Raw genomic sequence first — 15038 nt, 5'->3', positions numbered from 1 at the left:
CACCCGGGAGCGGCGCGCGGCCGCGCATCAGCTCACGACCTCGCACCGGACGACCCGGCTCACGACCCCGCCCCCGGCGGGGTGCGGCGCACCGGCACCCGGTGCCGCGGCTGCCGGATCTCCGGCGGCTTCGGCGGGTCCGGGATGGACAGCGTGACCGGCTCGCCCTTCACCACGCTGATGCGCTCACCGTGGTGGTAGGTGCGCACCGGCCCACCGGACAGCACCCGGTACGTGGCCCGCCCCGGCTCGACCTCCACCGCGAGCAGCGCGCCGCGGAAGGTCAACCGGAACGCCAACCCCTCCAACCCCGGTGGCAGCCGGGGCGAGAACGACAGCTCGCCACCGTGGTTGCGCATCCCGCCGAACCCCGCCACCAGCCCGGTCCACGCGCCCGCCAGCGACGCCATGTGCAGTCCGTTGTGGACGTTCTTGTGCAGGTCGTGCAGGTCGGTGAACGCCGCCTCGGCCAGGTAGTCGTAAGCCAGCTGCAACGCGCCCACCTCGGCCGCCAGCACCGCCTGCGTACCGGCCGACAACGAGGAGTCGCGCACCGTCCGCGCCTCGTAGTAGGCGAAGTTGCGGGCCTTCTCCTCCGGGGTGAACGCGTCGCCCCGCACGTGCATCGCCAGCACCAGGTCGGCCTGCTTGACCACCTGCTTGCGGTACAGGTCGAAGTAGGGGTAGTTCAGCATCAGCGGGTACTCGTCGGGGTCGATCCGGTCGAAGTCCCACGCCGCGTGCGAGGTGAACCCCTCGGCCTGCTCGTGCACGCCCAGCAGGTCGTCGAACGGCAGCAGCATGCCGTCGGCGGCCTTGCCCCAGGCCGCGGTCTCCTCGGCGGTGACGCCCAACCGGTCGGCGACCTCCGGGTGCCGCTCGCACGCCTCGACCGCCTTGCGCAGGTTCTGCTGTGCGATCAGGTTCGTGTAGGCGTTGTTGTCCATCACCGCCGAGTACTCGTCGGGCCCGGTGACGCCGTCGATGCGGAACCCGCCGTGCTGGTCGTGGTGCCCCAGCGACGTCCACAGGCGCGCGGTCTCCACCAGGATCTCCGTGCCGTGCTCGCGCTCGAACGCCTGGTCGCCGGTCATGTCCACGTAGTGCGCCACCGCGTGCGCCACGTCGCCGGACACGTGGAACGCCGCCGTGCCCGCGGGCCAGTACGCCGAGCACTCCGCGCCGTTGATCGACCGCCACGGGAACGCCGCGCCGCCCTGCCCGAGCACCCGCGCCCGCTCCCGCGCCTTGTCCAGCGTCGAGTGCCGCCACCGCAGCGCGTCCCGCGCCGCCTCCGGCACCGTGCAGGCCAGCACCGGCAGCACGAACATCTCGGTGTCCCAGAACGCGTGCCCGTCGTAGCCGGGCCCGGTCAGGCCCTTGCCGGGGATGGCCCGCGTCTCGCCGCGCACCGCCGCCTGCATGACGTGGAACAGCGCGAACCGCACCGCCTGCTGCAACTCGTCGTCGCCCCGCACCTCGACGTCCGCCGCCGCCCAGAACTCGTCCAGGAACCGCCGCTGCTCGGCCAGCAGCCCCTCCCAGCCGGTCTGCCGCGCGCCCGCCAGCGCCGCCTCCACCTGGGCGCGCAGCGCGGGCACCGACCGCTGCGCCGACCAGCCGTAGCCCAGGTACTTCACCAGCCGCAGCTTCCCGCCCGCGGGCACGTCCACGGCCGCGGTGAACCGGGCCAGGTCGCCCTCGGCGCGGATCTCGGTGCGCACGCCGTCGTCGGTCTCCAGCTCGTGGTCCATCGCCGCGGCCATGCGCAGCTCCGAGTTGCGCGCGTGGTGGGCCAGGATCGCCCGGTGGTCGGAGGCGTGCGCGAAGTCCGCGACCAGCGGGTCCTCCAGCGCGGCGGCCACCCGCGGGTCGTCGCTGTCGTGCTCGACCGGCTCGTTGGCCAGCAGGTCGGACTGCACGACGAGCTGCACCGGCTCGTCGGTCTCCACCTCGTACAGGATCGCGGCGACCGCGCGCTGGGTCAGCGACACCAGCCGCTCGGAGCGCACGGTGATCCGGCGGCCGGTCGGCGACTCCCACACGGTGCGGCGGCGCAGCGTGCCCGAGCGGAAGTCCAGTTCCCGCTCGTGCTCGTGGGCCTTGCCGTAGCGCATGTCCAGCGGCTCGTCCTCCACCAGCAGCCGGATCACCTTGCCGTCGGTGACGTTGACGACCGTCTGCCCGTCCTCGGGGTAGCCGTAGCCGGACTCCCCGTACGGCAGCGCGTGCGCCTCGTAGAAGCCGTTGAGGTAGGTGCCGGGCAGGCCGCGCGGCTCGCCCTCGTCCAGGGTGCCGCGCATCCCGATGTGGCCGTTGGACAGCGCGAACACCGACTCGGTCCGGCGGAGCTGGTCCACGGCCAGGCCACGCCAGCGCAGCAGCCAGGGCAGCACCTCCCACCCGGCCGCGCCCTTGCCGCCGCCCGACGCCGCGCCGCCGCCCGCGCCGCCGCTCGTGGCGCCGCCCGACCCGGCGTCGTCCGAGGACGAGTCGTGGTCGAGGTCGTCGAGGGTCGGGTCGTCGGGGGTGGTCGCCGTCCCGCCGGGCGCGGTCGCGGCCTCGCTCGGCCCGTCCGCCGTGCCGCCGGGCCCGCCCCCGGCATTCCTGTCGAACGCCATCACAGCAACTCCGCCAAGTCCTCGACCACCACGTCCGCCCCGTGCGCGAGCAGCGCGTCCCGCTGCCCGGCCCGGTCCACGCCCACCACGAACCCGAAACCACCCGAACGACCGGCCTGCACCCCGGCCAGCGCGTCCTCGAACACGGCGGCGCGCTCCGGCGCCACCCCCAGCTCGCGCGCGCCGGCCAGGAAGGAGTCCGGCGCGGGCTTGCCCCGGAGACCGTCCCGGCTGATCACCACGCCGTCCACCAGCGACTGCGCGAACCGGCTCAGGTCGGCCGCGTCCAGCACCTTGCGGGCGTTGGCCGACGAGGTCACCACCCCGATGTCCAAGCCGCGCGCCCGCGCCGCCTCCAGGTACCGGACCGTGCCCGGGTACGGCGCCACGCCCTCCTGCCGGATGATCTCCTCCAGCAGCACGTTCTTGCGGTTGCCCACGCCGTGCACGGTATCGGCGTCCGGCGGGTCGTCGGGTGCTCCTTCCGGGAGGGTGACGCCGCGCGAGGCCAAGAATTCCCGCACTCCGTCATATCGGGGGCGTCCGTCCACGAAGTTCACGTAGTCCAGCTCGGTGAACGGCGCCTGGCCGCGCGGGGCCAGGAAGTCGTCGAAGGTGCGCCGCCACGCCCGGCGGTGCAGCACGGCGGTGCTGGTGAGCACGCCGTCGAGGTCGAACAAGCACGCGGATACCGCATCCGGCAGTCCAAGGGGCATGTCCCGTGTCTACCCTCTTCCCGTCCGGGGTACCCGTCGTCGTCACCACCGCCGTCGGAGGGAACCGCCATGGACAGGCCGCGGGTGCTGGTCGTGGGCACGGGCTTCGCCGGGTACCACTGCCTCCGCACGCTGGAACGGGTGCTGCCGCCCGACGCGGCGGAGCTGGTCGCGGTCAACCCGACCGACTACATGCTCTACGTGCCGCTGCTGCCCGAGGTCGCGGGCGGCTCGCTCGACCCCCGCCGGGTCGCCGTGCCGCTGCGCACCAAGCTGCCCCGCACCCGGCTCGTGCAGGGCAACGCCACCGCGATCGACCTGGGCGCCCGCACGTGCGCGGTGGTCGACGTCGAGGGCCGCGAGCAGGTCCTGGAGTGGGACCGCCTCGTGCTCACCGCGGGCTCCGTCACCCGGCTGCTGTCCATCCCCGGCGTGGCCGAGCACGCGTTCGGGTTCAAGTCCGTCGCCGAGGCGGTGTTCCTGCGCGACCACGTGCTGCGGCAGGTCGAGCTGGCCGAGCAGGCCGACGACCCCGCCGAGCGCGCCGCCCGCGCCACGTTCGTGGTGGTCGGCGCCGGGTACACGGGCACCGAGCTGGTGGCGCAGGTGCAGCAGCTCACCAGGTCGGCGCTGCGCGGGCGCACCGGGCTGTCCGAGGCCGACCTCAGGTGGGTGCTCGTCGACATGGCTCCGCGCGTGCTGCCCGGCCTCGACGAGCGGCTGTCCGGGCCCGCCGCCCGGGTGCTGCGGGCCCGGGGCGTCGACCTGCGGCTCGAGACCAGCGTCGAAGCCGTCACCCCCACGTGCGCCCGCCTCACCGACGGCACGGAGCTCCCCACCCGCACCGTCGTGAGGTGCGTCGGCGTGCGGCCCGACCCGCTGGTCGAGTCGGTGTCGCTGAAGACCGAGAAGGGCCGGATCGTGGTCGACCCCACGCTGGCCGTGCCGACCCACCCGCACGTGTTCGCCGCCGGCGACGTGGCGGCCGTGCCCGACGTGTTCAACGACAACCGGCCCACCCCCATGACCGCGCAGCACGCGGAGCGGCAGGGCAGGCTGGCCGGGCGGAACGTGGCGGCGTCCCTCGGCCGCGGCGCCGTGGGGACGTACCGGCACCGCGACCTGGGGTTCGTGGTGGACCTGGCGGGCGCGCAGGCCGTGGCCAACCCGCTGCACGTGCCGCTCACCGGCCTGCCCGCGAAGGCCGTGGCGCGCGGCTACCACCTGCTGGCCATGCCGGGCAACCGCCTGCGGGTCGCCGTCGACTGGCTCACCGACCTGCTCGCCCGCCGCCAGGTCGTGCAGTTCGGCCTGGTCCCCGAGGCGGGCGTGCGGCTGTCGGACGCGGAGCGGGTGCCGACGATCAAGCAGTCGTGAGGACCGCGGGGCCTGCCTAGGCGGGCTTGAGCGGGTCATGACCGATGGACATCAGCCGGTGCCGCCAGTGCGCCTCCCCGGCGGTCGGCTCCAGGTCGGCGCGGCGCTGCTCGTGCACCCGGTCCACGACCTTGCGCATCACCCGCACGTCCTCCGTGGTCAGGTCGGTGCGGCGCTTGCGCAGCACCCGCAGCACCTCCTGGCCGGTGGGCGTGCCGGCCTGGTCGGGCACGGTCTCGCTGTCCTCGTCCGCCGAGCGGGTGCGCAGCCACGCCTCCAGTTCGTTCGAGGTCATGTTCACCACGCGGTGGAACTCTTCCCACAGGGTGTCGGTCATGGGGAAGGGGGTTGCCGCTCGGGGCGCAGGCGAAACGGGCGGGTCCCGCGAACTTCGCGGCCCGGGGCGGGCCGTCAGCCCACCCCGGGCGCGAACTGGGCCTTCGACACGCCGACCGCCTCCGCCAGCACCTCGGCGGACGACGTGCCCCCGGCCTCCACCACCGCCGCCCAGAGGTCGATCGACCCCAGGTTGAACCGCTGGGTCTCCTCGGAGTTCGCCATGGCCACCGGGTCGGCCCCCTCCTCCACCTCGCCCGCCACGAACAGGGCGAGGCCCAGCAGGGCGCCGTCCCACCCCGGGCCCACGTAGAGCGCGCCCGCGCCGCCGGCCGCCATCTCCGGCGGGACGGTGTGCTCCAGCTCCACCGTCGTCCGCCCGCCCTCCGGCGTCAGCCGCACCTGGACGATCGACGTCTCGCCGCCGAACGTGACCTTGAGCAGCTCCGGGGGAGCGCAGGTCAGGATGTCGCCGCCCGCGTTGCCCTCCAGCTGGAAGTTCCCGCCCTCCCGCAGGTCGCCGCTGACCGGCAGGAACCAGCGCCGCAGCCGGTCCGGGTCGGTGATCGCGTCCCACACGTCCTCGGCCGTCGCCTCGTAGGTGCGGCGCAGCAGCACGCCCACGACCTGCCCGTCGTCCCTGCTCAGCTCGCGGCCGATGGACTTGAGGTGGTCGGCCATGTCGATCACTGTTGTTCCTCCTCCATGAGTCGCCTCTCGCGCTTGCCGCGCGCGAGCTCGGTGGCCAGCGCGTCGAGGTGCCCGCTCCAGAACCGGCGGAACCGGTCGAGCCACTCGTCCACCTCCCGCAGCCCCCGGGCGTCGACCGCGTAGAGGCGGCGGTTGCCCTCCGCCCGGACCCGGGCGAAGCCGTGCTCGCGCAGCACCCGCAGGTGCTGGGAGACGGCGGGCTGGGAGATGCCGAACTCCCGGCGGACCACCTCCGTGACCGCGCCCGAGGCCAGCTCGCCGTCGGCGAGCAGCTCCAGGATGCGGCGACGAACGGGATCGCCGAGGACGTCAAACGCGTGCACGACCTGCATCTTTCAAGGTTGGGCTTATATAAGTCAAGACTTGGGACTCCAAAATTGTCGGTGGTAGGTGGCACCATCTTCGAACGGATGTTCGGTACGCGTTCGAAGGGAGCTGTGCGATGCGAGTTCGACTTGATCCCCGTCAGTGGCCCGGCCGTGTCATCCCAGAGACCGACGCCGAGATCGACACGGCTGTCGAGGCGTTCTGCCTCCGCGCCAACTGGGCCGACGCGAACCGCGCCGCGCTGCGCCGCGTCGTCGAGCCCTGGTTCGGCGAGGGGTGGTGCGTCGACGCCCTGCTGGCGGCGGTCGACCGCAGGCCGGACGGCACGAAGCAGGGCAGCCCGAGGAGCCGCGACCAGGTAGCGCACGACTTCCTCCGTGCGCGGCTCAGGTCGTGGTGGCAGGGGGGCGCGCGCAGGGCGCGCCCCCCGGTGCCGGGCATGACGCTGGGCGCGTGGTGGCGCATCAACCGCCGCAACGCGCGCCTCACCCAGCCCAAGCAGGCGCGCCCCCTCAGCGCGGCGGGCACCCTGGCGCGCGAGCAGTCGCGCGAGCGCGTGAGGGCCAGGCTGAAGGACCCGGTGGAGCGGTCCAGGGAGCTGGCGAGGCGTCGGCAGGAGGTGCTGGACAGCCTCCTGGTGCCCGGCCAGAAGGTTCCCACGTTCGAGGACTCCAGGCGGTTGCTGGCGGAGATCCAGGTGCCGTCCCACCCGGTGTGCAGCAAGTGCGGCTGCCGGCAGGGGGTGCTACCGTCAGCGGCTTGAACAGCGGAAACGCCACCCGCGCCACCGGTTCCGGCACCAGCAGGGGCTCCGGCTCCGGCTGCGCAGCCTCCGCCAAGGGCTCCGCAGCCACCGACCCCACCCGCGCCGGCGCCACCTCCACCACCACCTCCTCCACCACCACCGACGTCACCGCCGACATCGCCACCGCTACCGCTGCCCGACACGATCGGGTGATCATCGGCGGAAGATGTACGAAAACAGGGCTCTCGACCATCGGTTAGAAGAAAACGGAGCCCCCGAACCACCCGCCCACCCATCCGCCGCCCAACAACCCGACGCCCACCAACCACCGCCACCCGACCACCACTGGCCCCTGACTCCTGACCACCAGCCTTGACCGCCGGCCTTAACCGCCGCCAACCCAACCTGCTCCACCCCGGGCCTGACCCCTCCCGGCCAGGCCCACCCAGGAGCCGGCCCACCGGGAGCCCGCGACTCCCGGCCCGACCCACCCTCGGCCCGACGCGCCTCGAACCCGGCGAACGTCCAACTCGGCCCGCCCGAGCACTGGTCACCCGAACATCGCCATCGAGGCGGAACCCGCCGAACAGCACCACCGACGCGAACCTCGGTCTGAGCAGCTCACCTGAGCTGCCGAGCCCTGAAGGCGCCCCAGGTGAGGTAGCTGATGCGGGCAAGCCCACCCACATCCCGCCCTGGCTCACCCCAGCAGCCCCTCTCGGCTACCCCCGCCTCGCCCGGCCCGAGTGTTCGGCTCGAGCCTGCCCCGCCCGGCCCTGCCTCGCCTGAGCCTGTCCCGCGCGGCCCTGCCTCGCCCGGCCCTGTCCCGCCCAGGTCAGCCGCCCTCCGCCCGGCCGCGCCCCCCCGCCCGGCCGCGCCCCCGTCCAGCGCGCCTCCGTCCAGCCGCGCCCGGATGCGGCCTCGCACCGCCCCGCCTAACTGTGTCGCGCCACATCCCGTCCGGCTGCCCGGCTTTCTGGCTGCCCTGCTGTTCGGTTAGCCGGAGCCGGAGCCGGAGCCGGGGCTGGGGCTGGGGCTGGGGCTGGGGCTGGGATCGCGGTTGGGGATCGGGATTGGGGTTGTGAGGGCTGGGAATCGGGGCTGGGGGTGGAGGCTGGTGTGAGGTCACCTGGTCAGGTGAAATGCTCCCTCGCATGGTGTGGACACGGGAAGTGTTGCTGGCACTTGGACCTCGGCGTCCGGTACTAACGCCCGGTGGTGAAATCCCGGCCTTGGCGAGTGTGGCTCGTTGGAGTCCTGCTCGTCCCGGCTCTTCTTGCGGCGTCAGGGGTTTGTGCCCGTGCGTGGCAGGTTGAGCGGGAGAGGGGTGGGGCGGGGGCTGTTGGGCGGTTGGTGGTGTTGGTGCGCGCCGACGAGGTCCTGTTGGTCGGGGAGGCGCGTGACGATGCCGAGCGGACCGGGTTGGTTGATGCGGTTCGCGGCCAGGTTGGTCCCTATCGGGTGACGGACCTGATTGACCCGAACGGTGGGCGGGTGCCGGCTGCGCACGATGACGTGGTCGACCTGCTCGTGGCGGCGGTGGGGAGCGGGGCTGTTGGCCTCACCGCGGAGTTCCGGGGCGAGCGGGTGGATGTCGCGGCTGTCGTGCCTGACGAGAGGGCTGCCGAGGTGTTGCGGCAGTCCGTGCGGCGGGTGGCTTCCGTCGGTGATGTGAACGTCGGGGTTCGTGCTCCTAACGGTGGTCCTCCGGACGTGGGGGCGCTTCAGCGCTCCGTCACCGCCATGGTCCAGCGCAACGGCGGCTTCCGCTTCGAACCCGGCACCACCGACTGGCAGGGGCACGGCCCGGTCCTCGTCAACCGCGTCGGCCGGCTGCTGCTGGCCGCGCCCGCATCGACCATCACCCTGGTCGGCCACGCCTCAGCCGAAAGCCCCGACGCCCACGACCTCGCCTCCACCCGTGCCGGGATGGTGCGGGACCTCTTCGCCGCCCAGGGTGTGCGACCGGACCGGATCGAGACCTCGGTCAGCGTCGACACCGCACCGGAGAACTCGGACCCGGCCGCCCGCCAGGTCGACGTCCTGATCAGCTAGCTCCGCACGGAGCCCCGAGGAGTGCCAGTGTTCTGGTTGTTCACCCAGATGTTCATCCTGTGCGTGTTGGCGTTCGTCGCCGGGGCGGTCCTGACCTGGCTGCCGCTGCGCGCCACCATCCGCGAGCTCCGCGCCGAGAACGCCCGTGCCCGTCGAACCCCCTGGCTCGCACTTCCCCCGGCCCCGGCCCCGGCCGAGCCTGGCGCGCACGCGGGATCCGCCGCACTCCCCGAATTCCCCGAACTCATGATCACCGACTTCGCGCCCGGGACTGAGGGCCGAATCGAGGAAAGGGGCGGGGTGGGGATCGAGCAGAGCGCTGAGGCGAGCGCTGAGGCGAAGCACGCGGAGAAGGGTGCTGCGGCGGCCGGGGCGGGGGTGGAAGCCGGGATGAGGAGCGAGGTTGGAGCGGGGACTGCGACAGCGATCAACCTGGCGACGACTTGGACGGTGGTCAACCCCGCGGAAGTGAGTTCCAAGGCTTTTGTAATTTCAGTGCAGAATGAAAAGACTCGTGAAGTGGCTGACGCGGAGATCAGCGACCCGGTGACCTTGGAATTCCCCAAGCAGCAAGCGGAGCCTCCGGCTGGGTCTTCGGAGCAGGTGAAGGGATGGCGGTCGGAGCAAAGGGGGATGGGGCTGGCGGAGAGGCGGTACGGGTGGCAGGGGGAGGAGGTCGGTGCGACGGAGGTCGGTGGGATGGCGATCGGCGCGGTGGAGGTCGGGTCGGTGGAGGTCGGGTCGGTAGAGGTCGGGTCGGTGGGGACCGGCGCGGTGGGAGCTGGGGACGTGGCGTTCGGAACTCCTCGGGCTGCGGCTGGTGGGGCGGCTGCTGATCACGGCGGAGTCGTGGTGAAGTGCAACTCCAGGTCCATGGTCTTCCACACCTCCGCTTCGCCGTACTTCAAGCGGATGAAGGGGGAGGTCACGTTCGCCTCCGCCGAGGAGGCCGTGCGCGCCGGTTATGCGCCGTGGGTGCCCAAGCCCAAGGCCGTCGTCAAACCCAAGGCTGCCAACGAGACCAAGGCCGCGAACAAGACCAAGGCTGCCAACAGGACCAAGGCCGGGGCCGCCGCCAAGACCAAGGTTCGGGCCGCCTCGGCGCCCGCGCCCAAGGCCAAGACCAAGGCCAAGACCGAGGTGGGCGCGAACCAATGACCAGCGTGGCCGGAAGGGCTCTGGTGCGGCGAGCAAGGCCCCGACCGGGCCCCGCGCCGGATCAGCCGTCGCCCCTCGGCCGGTTTCGGTTCAGCTCCAGGACCGCCTCCACCGCCTCGCCCAACGTCCACAGCCGCCGCGCGCCCGTCGGCACCTCCGCCCACCCCGGCCCACCGACCAGCACCGCGTGCCCGCGCGACAGCAGCTCCGCCACCGGCGCGGCCTCGGCGTGAACCGGGGCGTGCGCCCACACCACCACGGAACCGGGCGACAGCAGCGCCGCCGCGTCCAGCAGCGCCCCGGCCGGCACCCGCGCCCCCAGGTTGCGCGACGCGCACCCGCGCTCGGCCAGCGCCGCCGCCAGCACGTCCAGCGGCAGGCTGTGCTGCTCCTCCGGCGCGCACGCCAGCAGCACCGGCAGCCGCCCGTCGGGCGCCACCGGTTCGGTCACGCGCAGGGCGTCGAGGAGGCACGCCGTCGCCAGGTATTCGACTTCGACGCCCGTGCCGCGGGCCGTGATGCGCTCGCCCAGGGCGACCAGGAACGGCACCAGCACCGACTCCCACGCGTCGACCACGCCGCGCCGCTCGACCAGTTCCACGGCCAGCGCGGTCATCAGCGGCGCGTCCAGCCGGGCCGCCGCCCGGGCGAATCCCCGCCCCTCCACCGAGCCGCCGACGGCGAGCGCCTTCGGGCCGCCGCCGGAGCGGGGCGCCGCGGGCGGGGGCGAGCCCAGTGCCACGGCGGCGGCCGCGGCGGGCGCCATGCCCTGGGCGGTGAGTTCCAGCATCCGGCGCAGCCGGGACACGTCGGCGGGGGAGTAGCGGCGGTGCCTGCCTTCTTCGCGGGTGCCCGGGCCGAGGCCGTAGCGCCGGTCCCACGTGCGCAGCGTGGTGGGCGAGATGCCCAGCATGCGCGCGACCGCGCCCGCGCTCCACTGCTCCACGCGTCTCACCGCCCGTGCGGATCGGTCCTGAACCGGATCATGGTAACGAGCACGTCGGGGACGCGCGCGTGATCGCCGGGCGGGGCGAGGGGTCAGCCGACCACGCGGCGGATCACGTCGACCGGTCCGATCGACTCGATGTCCTGCACCTTCACCGGCACGCCCTCGGTGGAGGCGTGCACGGCCCGCAGCCCGTCGATCGCCATGGCCACGTGCGTCTGCCCGCTGTAGTAGATGATCAGGTCGCCGGCCCGGACCTCGTTGCGCGACACCGCGCGCCCGATCTTGGCCTGCCCGTAGGTGGTGCGCGGGATGCTGATGCCCACCGACCGGTAGGCCGCCTGCATGAGGCTGGAGCAGTCCCAGGAGTTGGGGCCGTTCGAGCCGTACACGTAGGGCTTGCCGCGCTCGCCCAGCGCGAACGCCAGCGCCTGGCCCGCCGTGCCCGCGGGCACCGGGATGGGGCCCGTGTCGCCCGCGTCGTTCAGCGCCCGGCGTTCGGCGGGGCTGAGGGAGCGGTACGCCTCGCGGGCCTCGTCGATCTGCTGGTTCAGCGCGTCCTTGCGCCGGTCGATCTCGCCGATGGCCTGGTTCGCGCTGTCCGTTGCCTCGGTGGCGCGCCGGGCGGCGTCGGCGGCCTCGTCGACCGCCTCCTCCAGGCCGCGCAGGGCTTCGGCGTTGTCGTGCGCCAGCACGCCGAGCGCCGACATCCGGTTGAGGAAGTCCTGTTGGGAGTCCGACACGAGCAGCGCGGACAGCTGGTTGAACCGGGCGCCCTGGAACGACGCCTCGGTGAGCAGGTCGACCTGCCCGCGCAGCGACTCCTGGGCCTCCTCGGCGGTGGCGATGTCGCGGTTGGCCTGGTCGAGCGCGCCCTGGGCGGCGGCCAGTTCCTCCTGCGCCCGCAGGTGCTCCTCGTTGAGGGCCTCGGCCTGCGTGGAGAGGTCGTTGTACCGCTTGAGCGCCTCGGAGGCGTTGGAGGGCACGGGATCGGCCCCGGCGTGGGGCAGCGGCAGGGCGCCGACCAGCACGGCGACGGCGGTGGCCGCCACGGCGGCGCGAACGGTGCGTTGAGCGGGGTTCGACGCCACGGTCCCGCGACCCTCCTCCATAACCGGACCTAGCCCGAACGGGTTACCCCCGGTCAGGTCTCGGACAGGTTACGGAACCGCGTGGCCGGCGTCCATCAGGGGTGGGGGAAACGGGGCAGGCCGGTGAGGTCGGTGCGGCCGCCCGGGTGGTCGACGGCGCGGCCGGAGGCGGCGGTGGCGAACTTCCCGGCGGTTCCGGGGTCGTCGCCGCGCGCGAGCGCCACGGTCAGCGCGGCCACGAACGCGTCCCCGCCGCCGGTGGTGTCCACGACGTCCTCGTCGGTCAGCGGCACGACCGCCGAACCGCCCTGCCAGACGAGCACGTTCGCCTCGCCGGGGACCTCCAGCGCCACCACCGAGGGGCCGCGCGCGAGCAGTTCCCGGCCCGCGGCCACCGCGTCCTCCGGTCGGTCGAGGGAGCGCCCGGTCAGCTGCTCGGCCTCGGTATGGTCGGCCCGCAGCACGTCCGCGCGCGCCAGCAGGGCGTCCGCCTCGTCGTCCGGCACGCCGTCGAGCACCACGAGGCCGGACGTGGCGCGGGCGGCGGCCAGGGCGGCCCGGCCGGGTTGCTGGAGCTGGAGCACCACGGCGTCCGCCGCGCCCAGCGCGGTCGCCGCCGCCTCGACGTCGGCGGTGGTGACCAGGGTGGCTCCGGGGATGTCCTCCAGGTAGCGGTACCCGCCGTCGCACACGACGTCCACGACCAGGGCCGTTCGGGTGCCGGTCCGCTGCACCACGGTGGAGGTCCCTACCCCGTCCGCCGCGAGGGCCTCCACCAGCAGGCGGCCTTGGCGGTCGTCGCCGACGACGCCGAGCAGCGCGGTGGACGCGCCGAGCTGCACGGCGTTGCGGGCGATGTTGGCGCCCTTGCCGCCGAGCAGTTCGCGGCGCTCGGAAACCGTTGTGCTGCCGCCCTTCCCGGGGACCTCGGGCACCACCAGGACGAGGTCGCGCGCCACCTGTCCGACCACCGTGATCCGCATGCCTGACCGGTACCCGGCGACCACCAGTTGAAACAGAGCGTTGACGTCCGGTCACCGGTAATGCGATCGTAATTCTGGGAGCGCTCCCAGGTACCAGATCACCGTCGATCTGAATGGAGACATCCGTGCGACTCAAGCGCACCGGGGCGTTGGCCGCCGCCGCGCTCGGCATCGTCGGGGTGACCACCGTCCTCGTCCCGAGCGGCGTCGCGATGGCCCACGGTTCCATGACCTATCCGGCCAGCCGGACCTACGCCTGCTACGAGGACGGCAGGCTCGGTGGCAACGGCGACCTGAACCCGACGAACCCGGCGTGCGCCGCCGCGGTGCAGCTCGGCGGGAAGCAGCCGTTGTGGGACTGGTACGGCAACCTGATCAGCCAGGCGGGCGGCCGCCACCGGGAGATCATCGCCGACGGCGACCTCTGCGGCCCGACCACCAAGTACGACGCCTACAACCTGGCCCGCGCGGACTGGCCCGTGACCAACCTCCAGGCCGGGTCGCGGATCACCTTCAAGTACAACGCCTGGGCGCCGCACCCCGGCCGCTGGGACCAGTACGTCACCAAGGACGGCTTCGACGTCACCCAGCCGCTGAAGTGGTCGGACCTGGAGCCCGCGCCGTTCGACAGCGTCGTCAACCCGCCCCTGGGCGGCGGCGAGTACTCGTGGAGCGGCACCCTGCCCAACAAGTCCGGCCGCCACGTCATCTACTCGATCTGGCAGCGCAGCGACAGCCCCGAGGCGTTCTACAGCTGCTCGGACGTGAACTTCACCGGCGGCGGCAACGGCGGTGACACCCAGGCCCCGACGGCGCCGGGCACCCCGACCGCGACCGCGACGAGCGACTCGGTGTCGCTGAGCTGGGCCGCCTCCTCGGACAACACCGGCGTGGCCTCCTACCAGGTGTTCCGGGAGGCGGGCGCGAACGACGTCCAGGTCGCCTCCGGTTCGGGCACCACGGCCACGATCACCGGCCTCGCCGCCGACACCGCCTACCAGTTCTACGTGGTGGCGCGCGACGCGGCGGGCAACACCTCGACCCCCTCGGCGGTCGTCTCGATCCGCACCAGCGGCGGCGGCACCGGCACTCCCCCCGGGGCGTGCTCGGTGACCTACAGCGTGGGCAGCTCGTGGTCCGGCGGCTTCACCGCGAACGTGTCGGTGAAGAACACGGGTTCCGCCGCGGTCAACGCGTGGGAGCTGGCCTGGGACGTGCCCTCCGGCCAGGGCATCAGCCAGGCGTGGTCGGCCCAGGTCGTCGTGTCCGGCGGCAAGGCCACCGCGAAGGGCGCCAGCTGGAACCAGAACCTCCAGCCGGGCCAGTCGGTGAGCTTCGGGTTCAACGGGACGTCGCAGGGTGCGCCCGCCAACCCGACCGGGTTCACCCTCAACGGCGCTTCGTGCGCCACGGCCTGATGTTGGCGCGGTGCGCGGCCCTGGTCGCGCTCCTGGTGGGGTCGGTCGCCTGCTCGTCCGGGGCGACCGGCTCCGGGGGCGGCCTCGCCGCCAACGCCCTGGGGCCGCCCCTGGCGACCCCGGCCGAAGTGGGTGAGTGGGTGCACGAGAAGACCGGCGAGTGCACCGAGGTGCAGCCGCGGACGATGGCGGAGTTCGACGAGTTCGTCGGCCCGGTGCGCAGCAAGCTGTACGCGCCGTACGTGGCGGAGTGGGGCACGTGCCGGGTGGGGCCGTACGAACGGCTCGGCCTGGTGGTCTTCCAGCGGGAGAAGCTGGCGGACCTCCAGCGGGCCTGGCAGGGCGCGCGGGCGAGCGGCGAGGTCTCCGACGACCCGGACTTCGGGTTCGGCAACGGCTTCGCGCTCAGCGGCACGGTCAGCCTCGAGGCGCTGGGGCTGCACCACCTGAGGTGCACGCCGGTGACGCCGGAGGAGAAGGTGGTCCACACCATCGCCGCCGAGGCCGAGGGCTGCGTCTACGCGCAGCGCGAGGGTCACCACCACTAGGGACCG

Annotated in this window: 15 protein-coding genes; 7 read left to right on the top strand and 8 right to left on the bottom strand. The window is 73.3% G+C overall.

The features are described from left to right. Window positions 1-59: 59 nt before the first annotated feature. On the bottom strand, window positions 60-2621 hold the full coding sequence (locus tag ACFV4N_RS19835; protein ID WP_499674020.1) for a glycoside hydrolase family 65 protein: 2562 nt from the start codon (window positions 2619-2621) through the stop codon (window positions 60-62). Next, window positions 2621-3337: an HAD family hydrolase gene (locus tag ACFV4N_RS19830; RefSeq protein WP_499674019.1), complete on the bottom strand. Its 717-nt coding sequence runs from the start codon at window positions 3335-3337 to the stop codon at window positions 2621-2623. The genes ACFV4N_RS19835 and ACFV4N_RS19830 overlap by 1 nt, the downstream gene beginning before the upstream one ends. A 69-nt stretch (window positions 3338-3406) precedes the next feature. Between ACFV4N_RS19830 and ACFV4N_RS19825 the strand changes: the two genes are divergently transcribed. Further along, on the top strand, window positions 3407-4714 hold the full coding sequence (locus tag ACFV4N_RS19825; protein ID WP_499674018.1) for an NAD(P)/FAD-dependent oxidoreductase: 1308 nt from the start codon (window positions 3407-3409) through the stop codon (window positions 4712-4714). Window positions 4715-4730: 16 nt separating this feature from the next. On the opposite strand, the gene ACFV4N_RS19820 is transcribed toward ACFV4N_RS19825, so the two are convergent. The 3 genes from ACFV4N_RS19820 to ACFV4N_RS19810 form a co-directional block, all read right to left on the bottom strand. Then, window positions 4731-5051: a DUF3140 domain-containing protein gene (locus tag ACFV4N_RS19820; RefSeq protein ID WP_499674017.1), complete on the bottom strand. Its 321-nt coding sequence runs from the start codon at window positions 5049-5051 to the stop codon at window positions 4731-4733. 74 nt (window positions 5052-5125) lie between these two features. Further along, a complete protein-coding gene (locus tag ACFV4N_RS19815) occupies window positions 5126-5731 on the bottom strand; it encodes an SRPBCC family protein (protein WP_499674022.1) in 606 nt (201 codons plus the stop codon). Window positions 5732-5736: 5 nt separating this feature from the next. Next, window positions 5737-6084 carry an ArsR/SmtB family transcription factor gene (locus ACFV4N_RS19810; protein ID WP_499674021.1) on the bottom strand — a complete coding sequence of 116 codons (348 nt, stop codon included), beginning with the start codon at window positions 6082-6084 and terminating at the stop codon, window positions 5737-5739. Window positions 6085-6203: 119 nt separating this feature from the next. On the opposite strand from ACFV4N_RS19810, the gene ACFV4N_RS19805 reads away from it, so the two are divergent. The 4 genes from ACFV4N_RS19805 (at window position 6204) to ACFV4N_RS19790 (ending at window position 10046) form a co-directional block, all read left to right on the top strand. Then, on the top strand, window positions 6204-6851 hold the full coding sequence (locus ACFV4N_RS19805) for a hypothetical protein (protein WP_499674016.1): 648 nt from the start codon (window positions 6204-6206) through the stop codon (window positions 6849-6851). Then, entirely contained in the window at window positions 6848-7093 is a 246-nt protein-coding gene (locus ACFV4N_RS19800) for a hypothetical protein (RefSeq protein ID WP_499674015.1), read from the top strand. Before ACFV4N_RS19805 ends, ACFV4N_RS19800 begins: the two co-directional genes overlap by 4 nt. Before the next feature lie 1102 nt (window positions 7094-8195). After that, window positions 8196-8888, top strand: a complete 693-nt coding sequence (locus ACFV4N_RS19795) for an OmpA family protein (protein WP_499674014.1) — start codon at window positions 8196-8198, stop codon at window positions 8886-8888. A 27-nt stretch (window positions 8889-8915) separates the two neighbouring features. Further along, window positions 8916-10046, top strand: coding sequence for a sunset domain-containing protein (locus ACFV4N_RS19790; protein WP_499674013.1), 1131 nt, complete (start codon window positions 8916-8918; stop codon window positions 10044-10046). A 61-nt stretch (window positions 10047-10107) separates the two neighbouring features. On the opposite strand, the gene ACFV4N_RS19785 is transcribed toward ACFV4N_RS19790, so the two are convergent. From ACFV4N_RS19785 to ACFV4N_RS19775, 3 genes are all read right to left on the bottom strand, one after another. Further along, entirely contained in the window at window positions 10108-10992 is an 885-nt protein-coding gene (locus ACFV4N_RS19785) for a MerR family transcriptional regulator (RefSeq protein WP_499674012.1), read from the bottom strand. Between the two features lie 92 nt (window positions 10993-11084). Continuing rightward, the gene (locus ACFV4N_RS19780; RefSeq protein ID WP_499674011.1) at window positions 11085-12083 is read right to left on the bottom strand and encodes a C40 family peptidase; all 999 of its coding nucleotides are present in this window, start codon (window positions 12081-12083) and stop codon (window positions 11085-11087) included. Window positions 12084-12178: 95 nt separating this feature from the next. Then, window positions 12179-13066, bottom strand: a complete 888-nt coding sequence (locus ACFV4N_RS19775; protein WP_499674010.1) for a PfkB family carbohydrate kinase — start codon at window positions 13064-13066, stop codon at window positions 12179-12181. A 125-nt stretch (window positions 13067-13191) separates the two neighbouring features. Between ACFV4N_RS19775 and ACFV4N_RS19770 the strand changes: the two genes are divergently transcribed. Both ACFV4N_RS19770 and ACFV4N_RS19765 read left to right on the top strand, forming a co-directional pair. Then, complete coding sequence (locus ACFV4N_RS19770) at window positions 13192-14484, top strand: lytic polysaccharide monooxygenase (RefSeq protein WP_499674009.1); 1293 nt, start codon at window positions 13192-13194, stop codon at window positions 14482-14484. Next, window positions 14469-15032, top strand: coding sequence for a hypothetical protein (locus ACFV4N_RS19765; protein WP_499674008.1), 564 nt, complete (start codon window positions 14469-14471; stop codon window positions 15030-15032). Before ACFV4N_RS19770 ends, ACFV4N_RS19765 begins: the two co-directional genes overlap by 16 nt. Window positions 15033-15038: the final 6 nt, after the last annotated feature.

This window comes from Actinosynnema sp. NPDC059797 (assembly GCF_042732085.1).
Taxonomy (GTDB): Bacteria; Actinomycetota; Actinomycetes; order Mycobacteriales; family Pseudonocardiaceae; genus Actinosynnema.
This window is presented reverse-complemented; position numbering and strand designations above follow the sequence as displayed.

Coding starts and splice junctions, on each gene's coding strand:
- ACFV4N_RS19835 (WP_499674020.1), bottom strand. CDS start 2,621: ATGGCGTTCGACAGGAATGCCGGGGGCGGGCCCGGCGGCACGGCGGAC.
- ACFV4N_RS19830 (WP_499674019.1), bottom strand. CDS start 3,337: ATGCCCCTTGGACTGCCGGATGCGGTATCCGCGTGCTTGTTCGACCTC.
- ACFV4N_RS19825 (WP_499674018.1), top strand. CDS start 3,407: ATGGACAGGCCGCGGGTGCTGGTCGTGGGCACGGGCTTCGCCGGGTAC.
- ACFV4N_RS19820 (WP_499674017.1), bottom strand. CDS start 5,051: ATGACCGACACCCTGTGGGAAGAGTTCCACCGCGTGGTGAACATGACC.
- ACFV4N_RS19815 (WP_499674022.1), bottom strand. CDS start 5,731: ATGGCCGACCACCTCAAGTCCATCGGCCGCGAGCTGAGCAGGGACGAC.
- ACFV4N_RS19805 (WP_499674016.1), top strand. CDS start 6,204: ATGCGAGTTCGACTTGATCCCCGTCAGTGGCCCGGCCGTGTCATCCCA.
- ACFV4N_RS19775 (WP_499674010.1), bottom strand. CDS start 13,066: ATGCGGATCACGGTGGTCGGACAGGTGGCGCGCGACCTCGTCCTGGTG.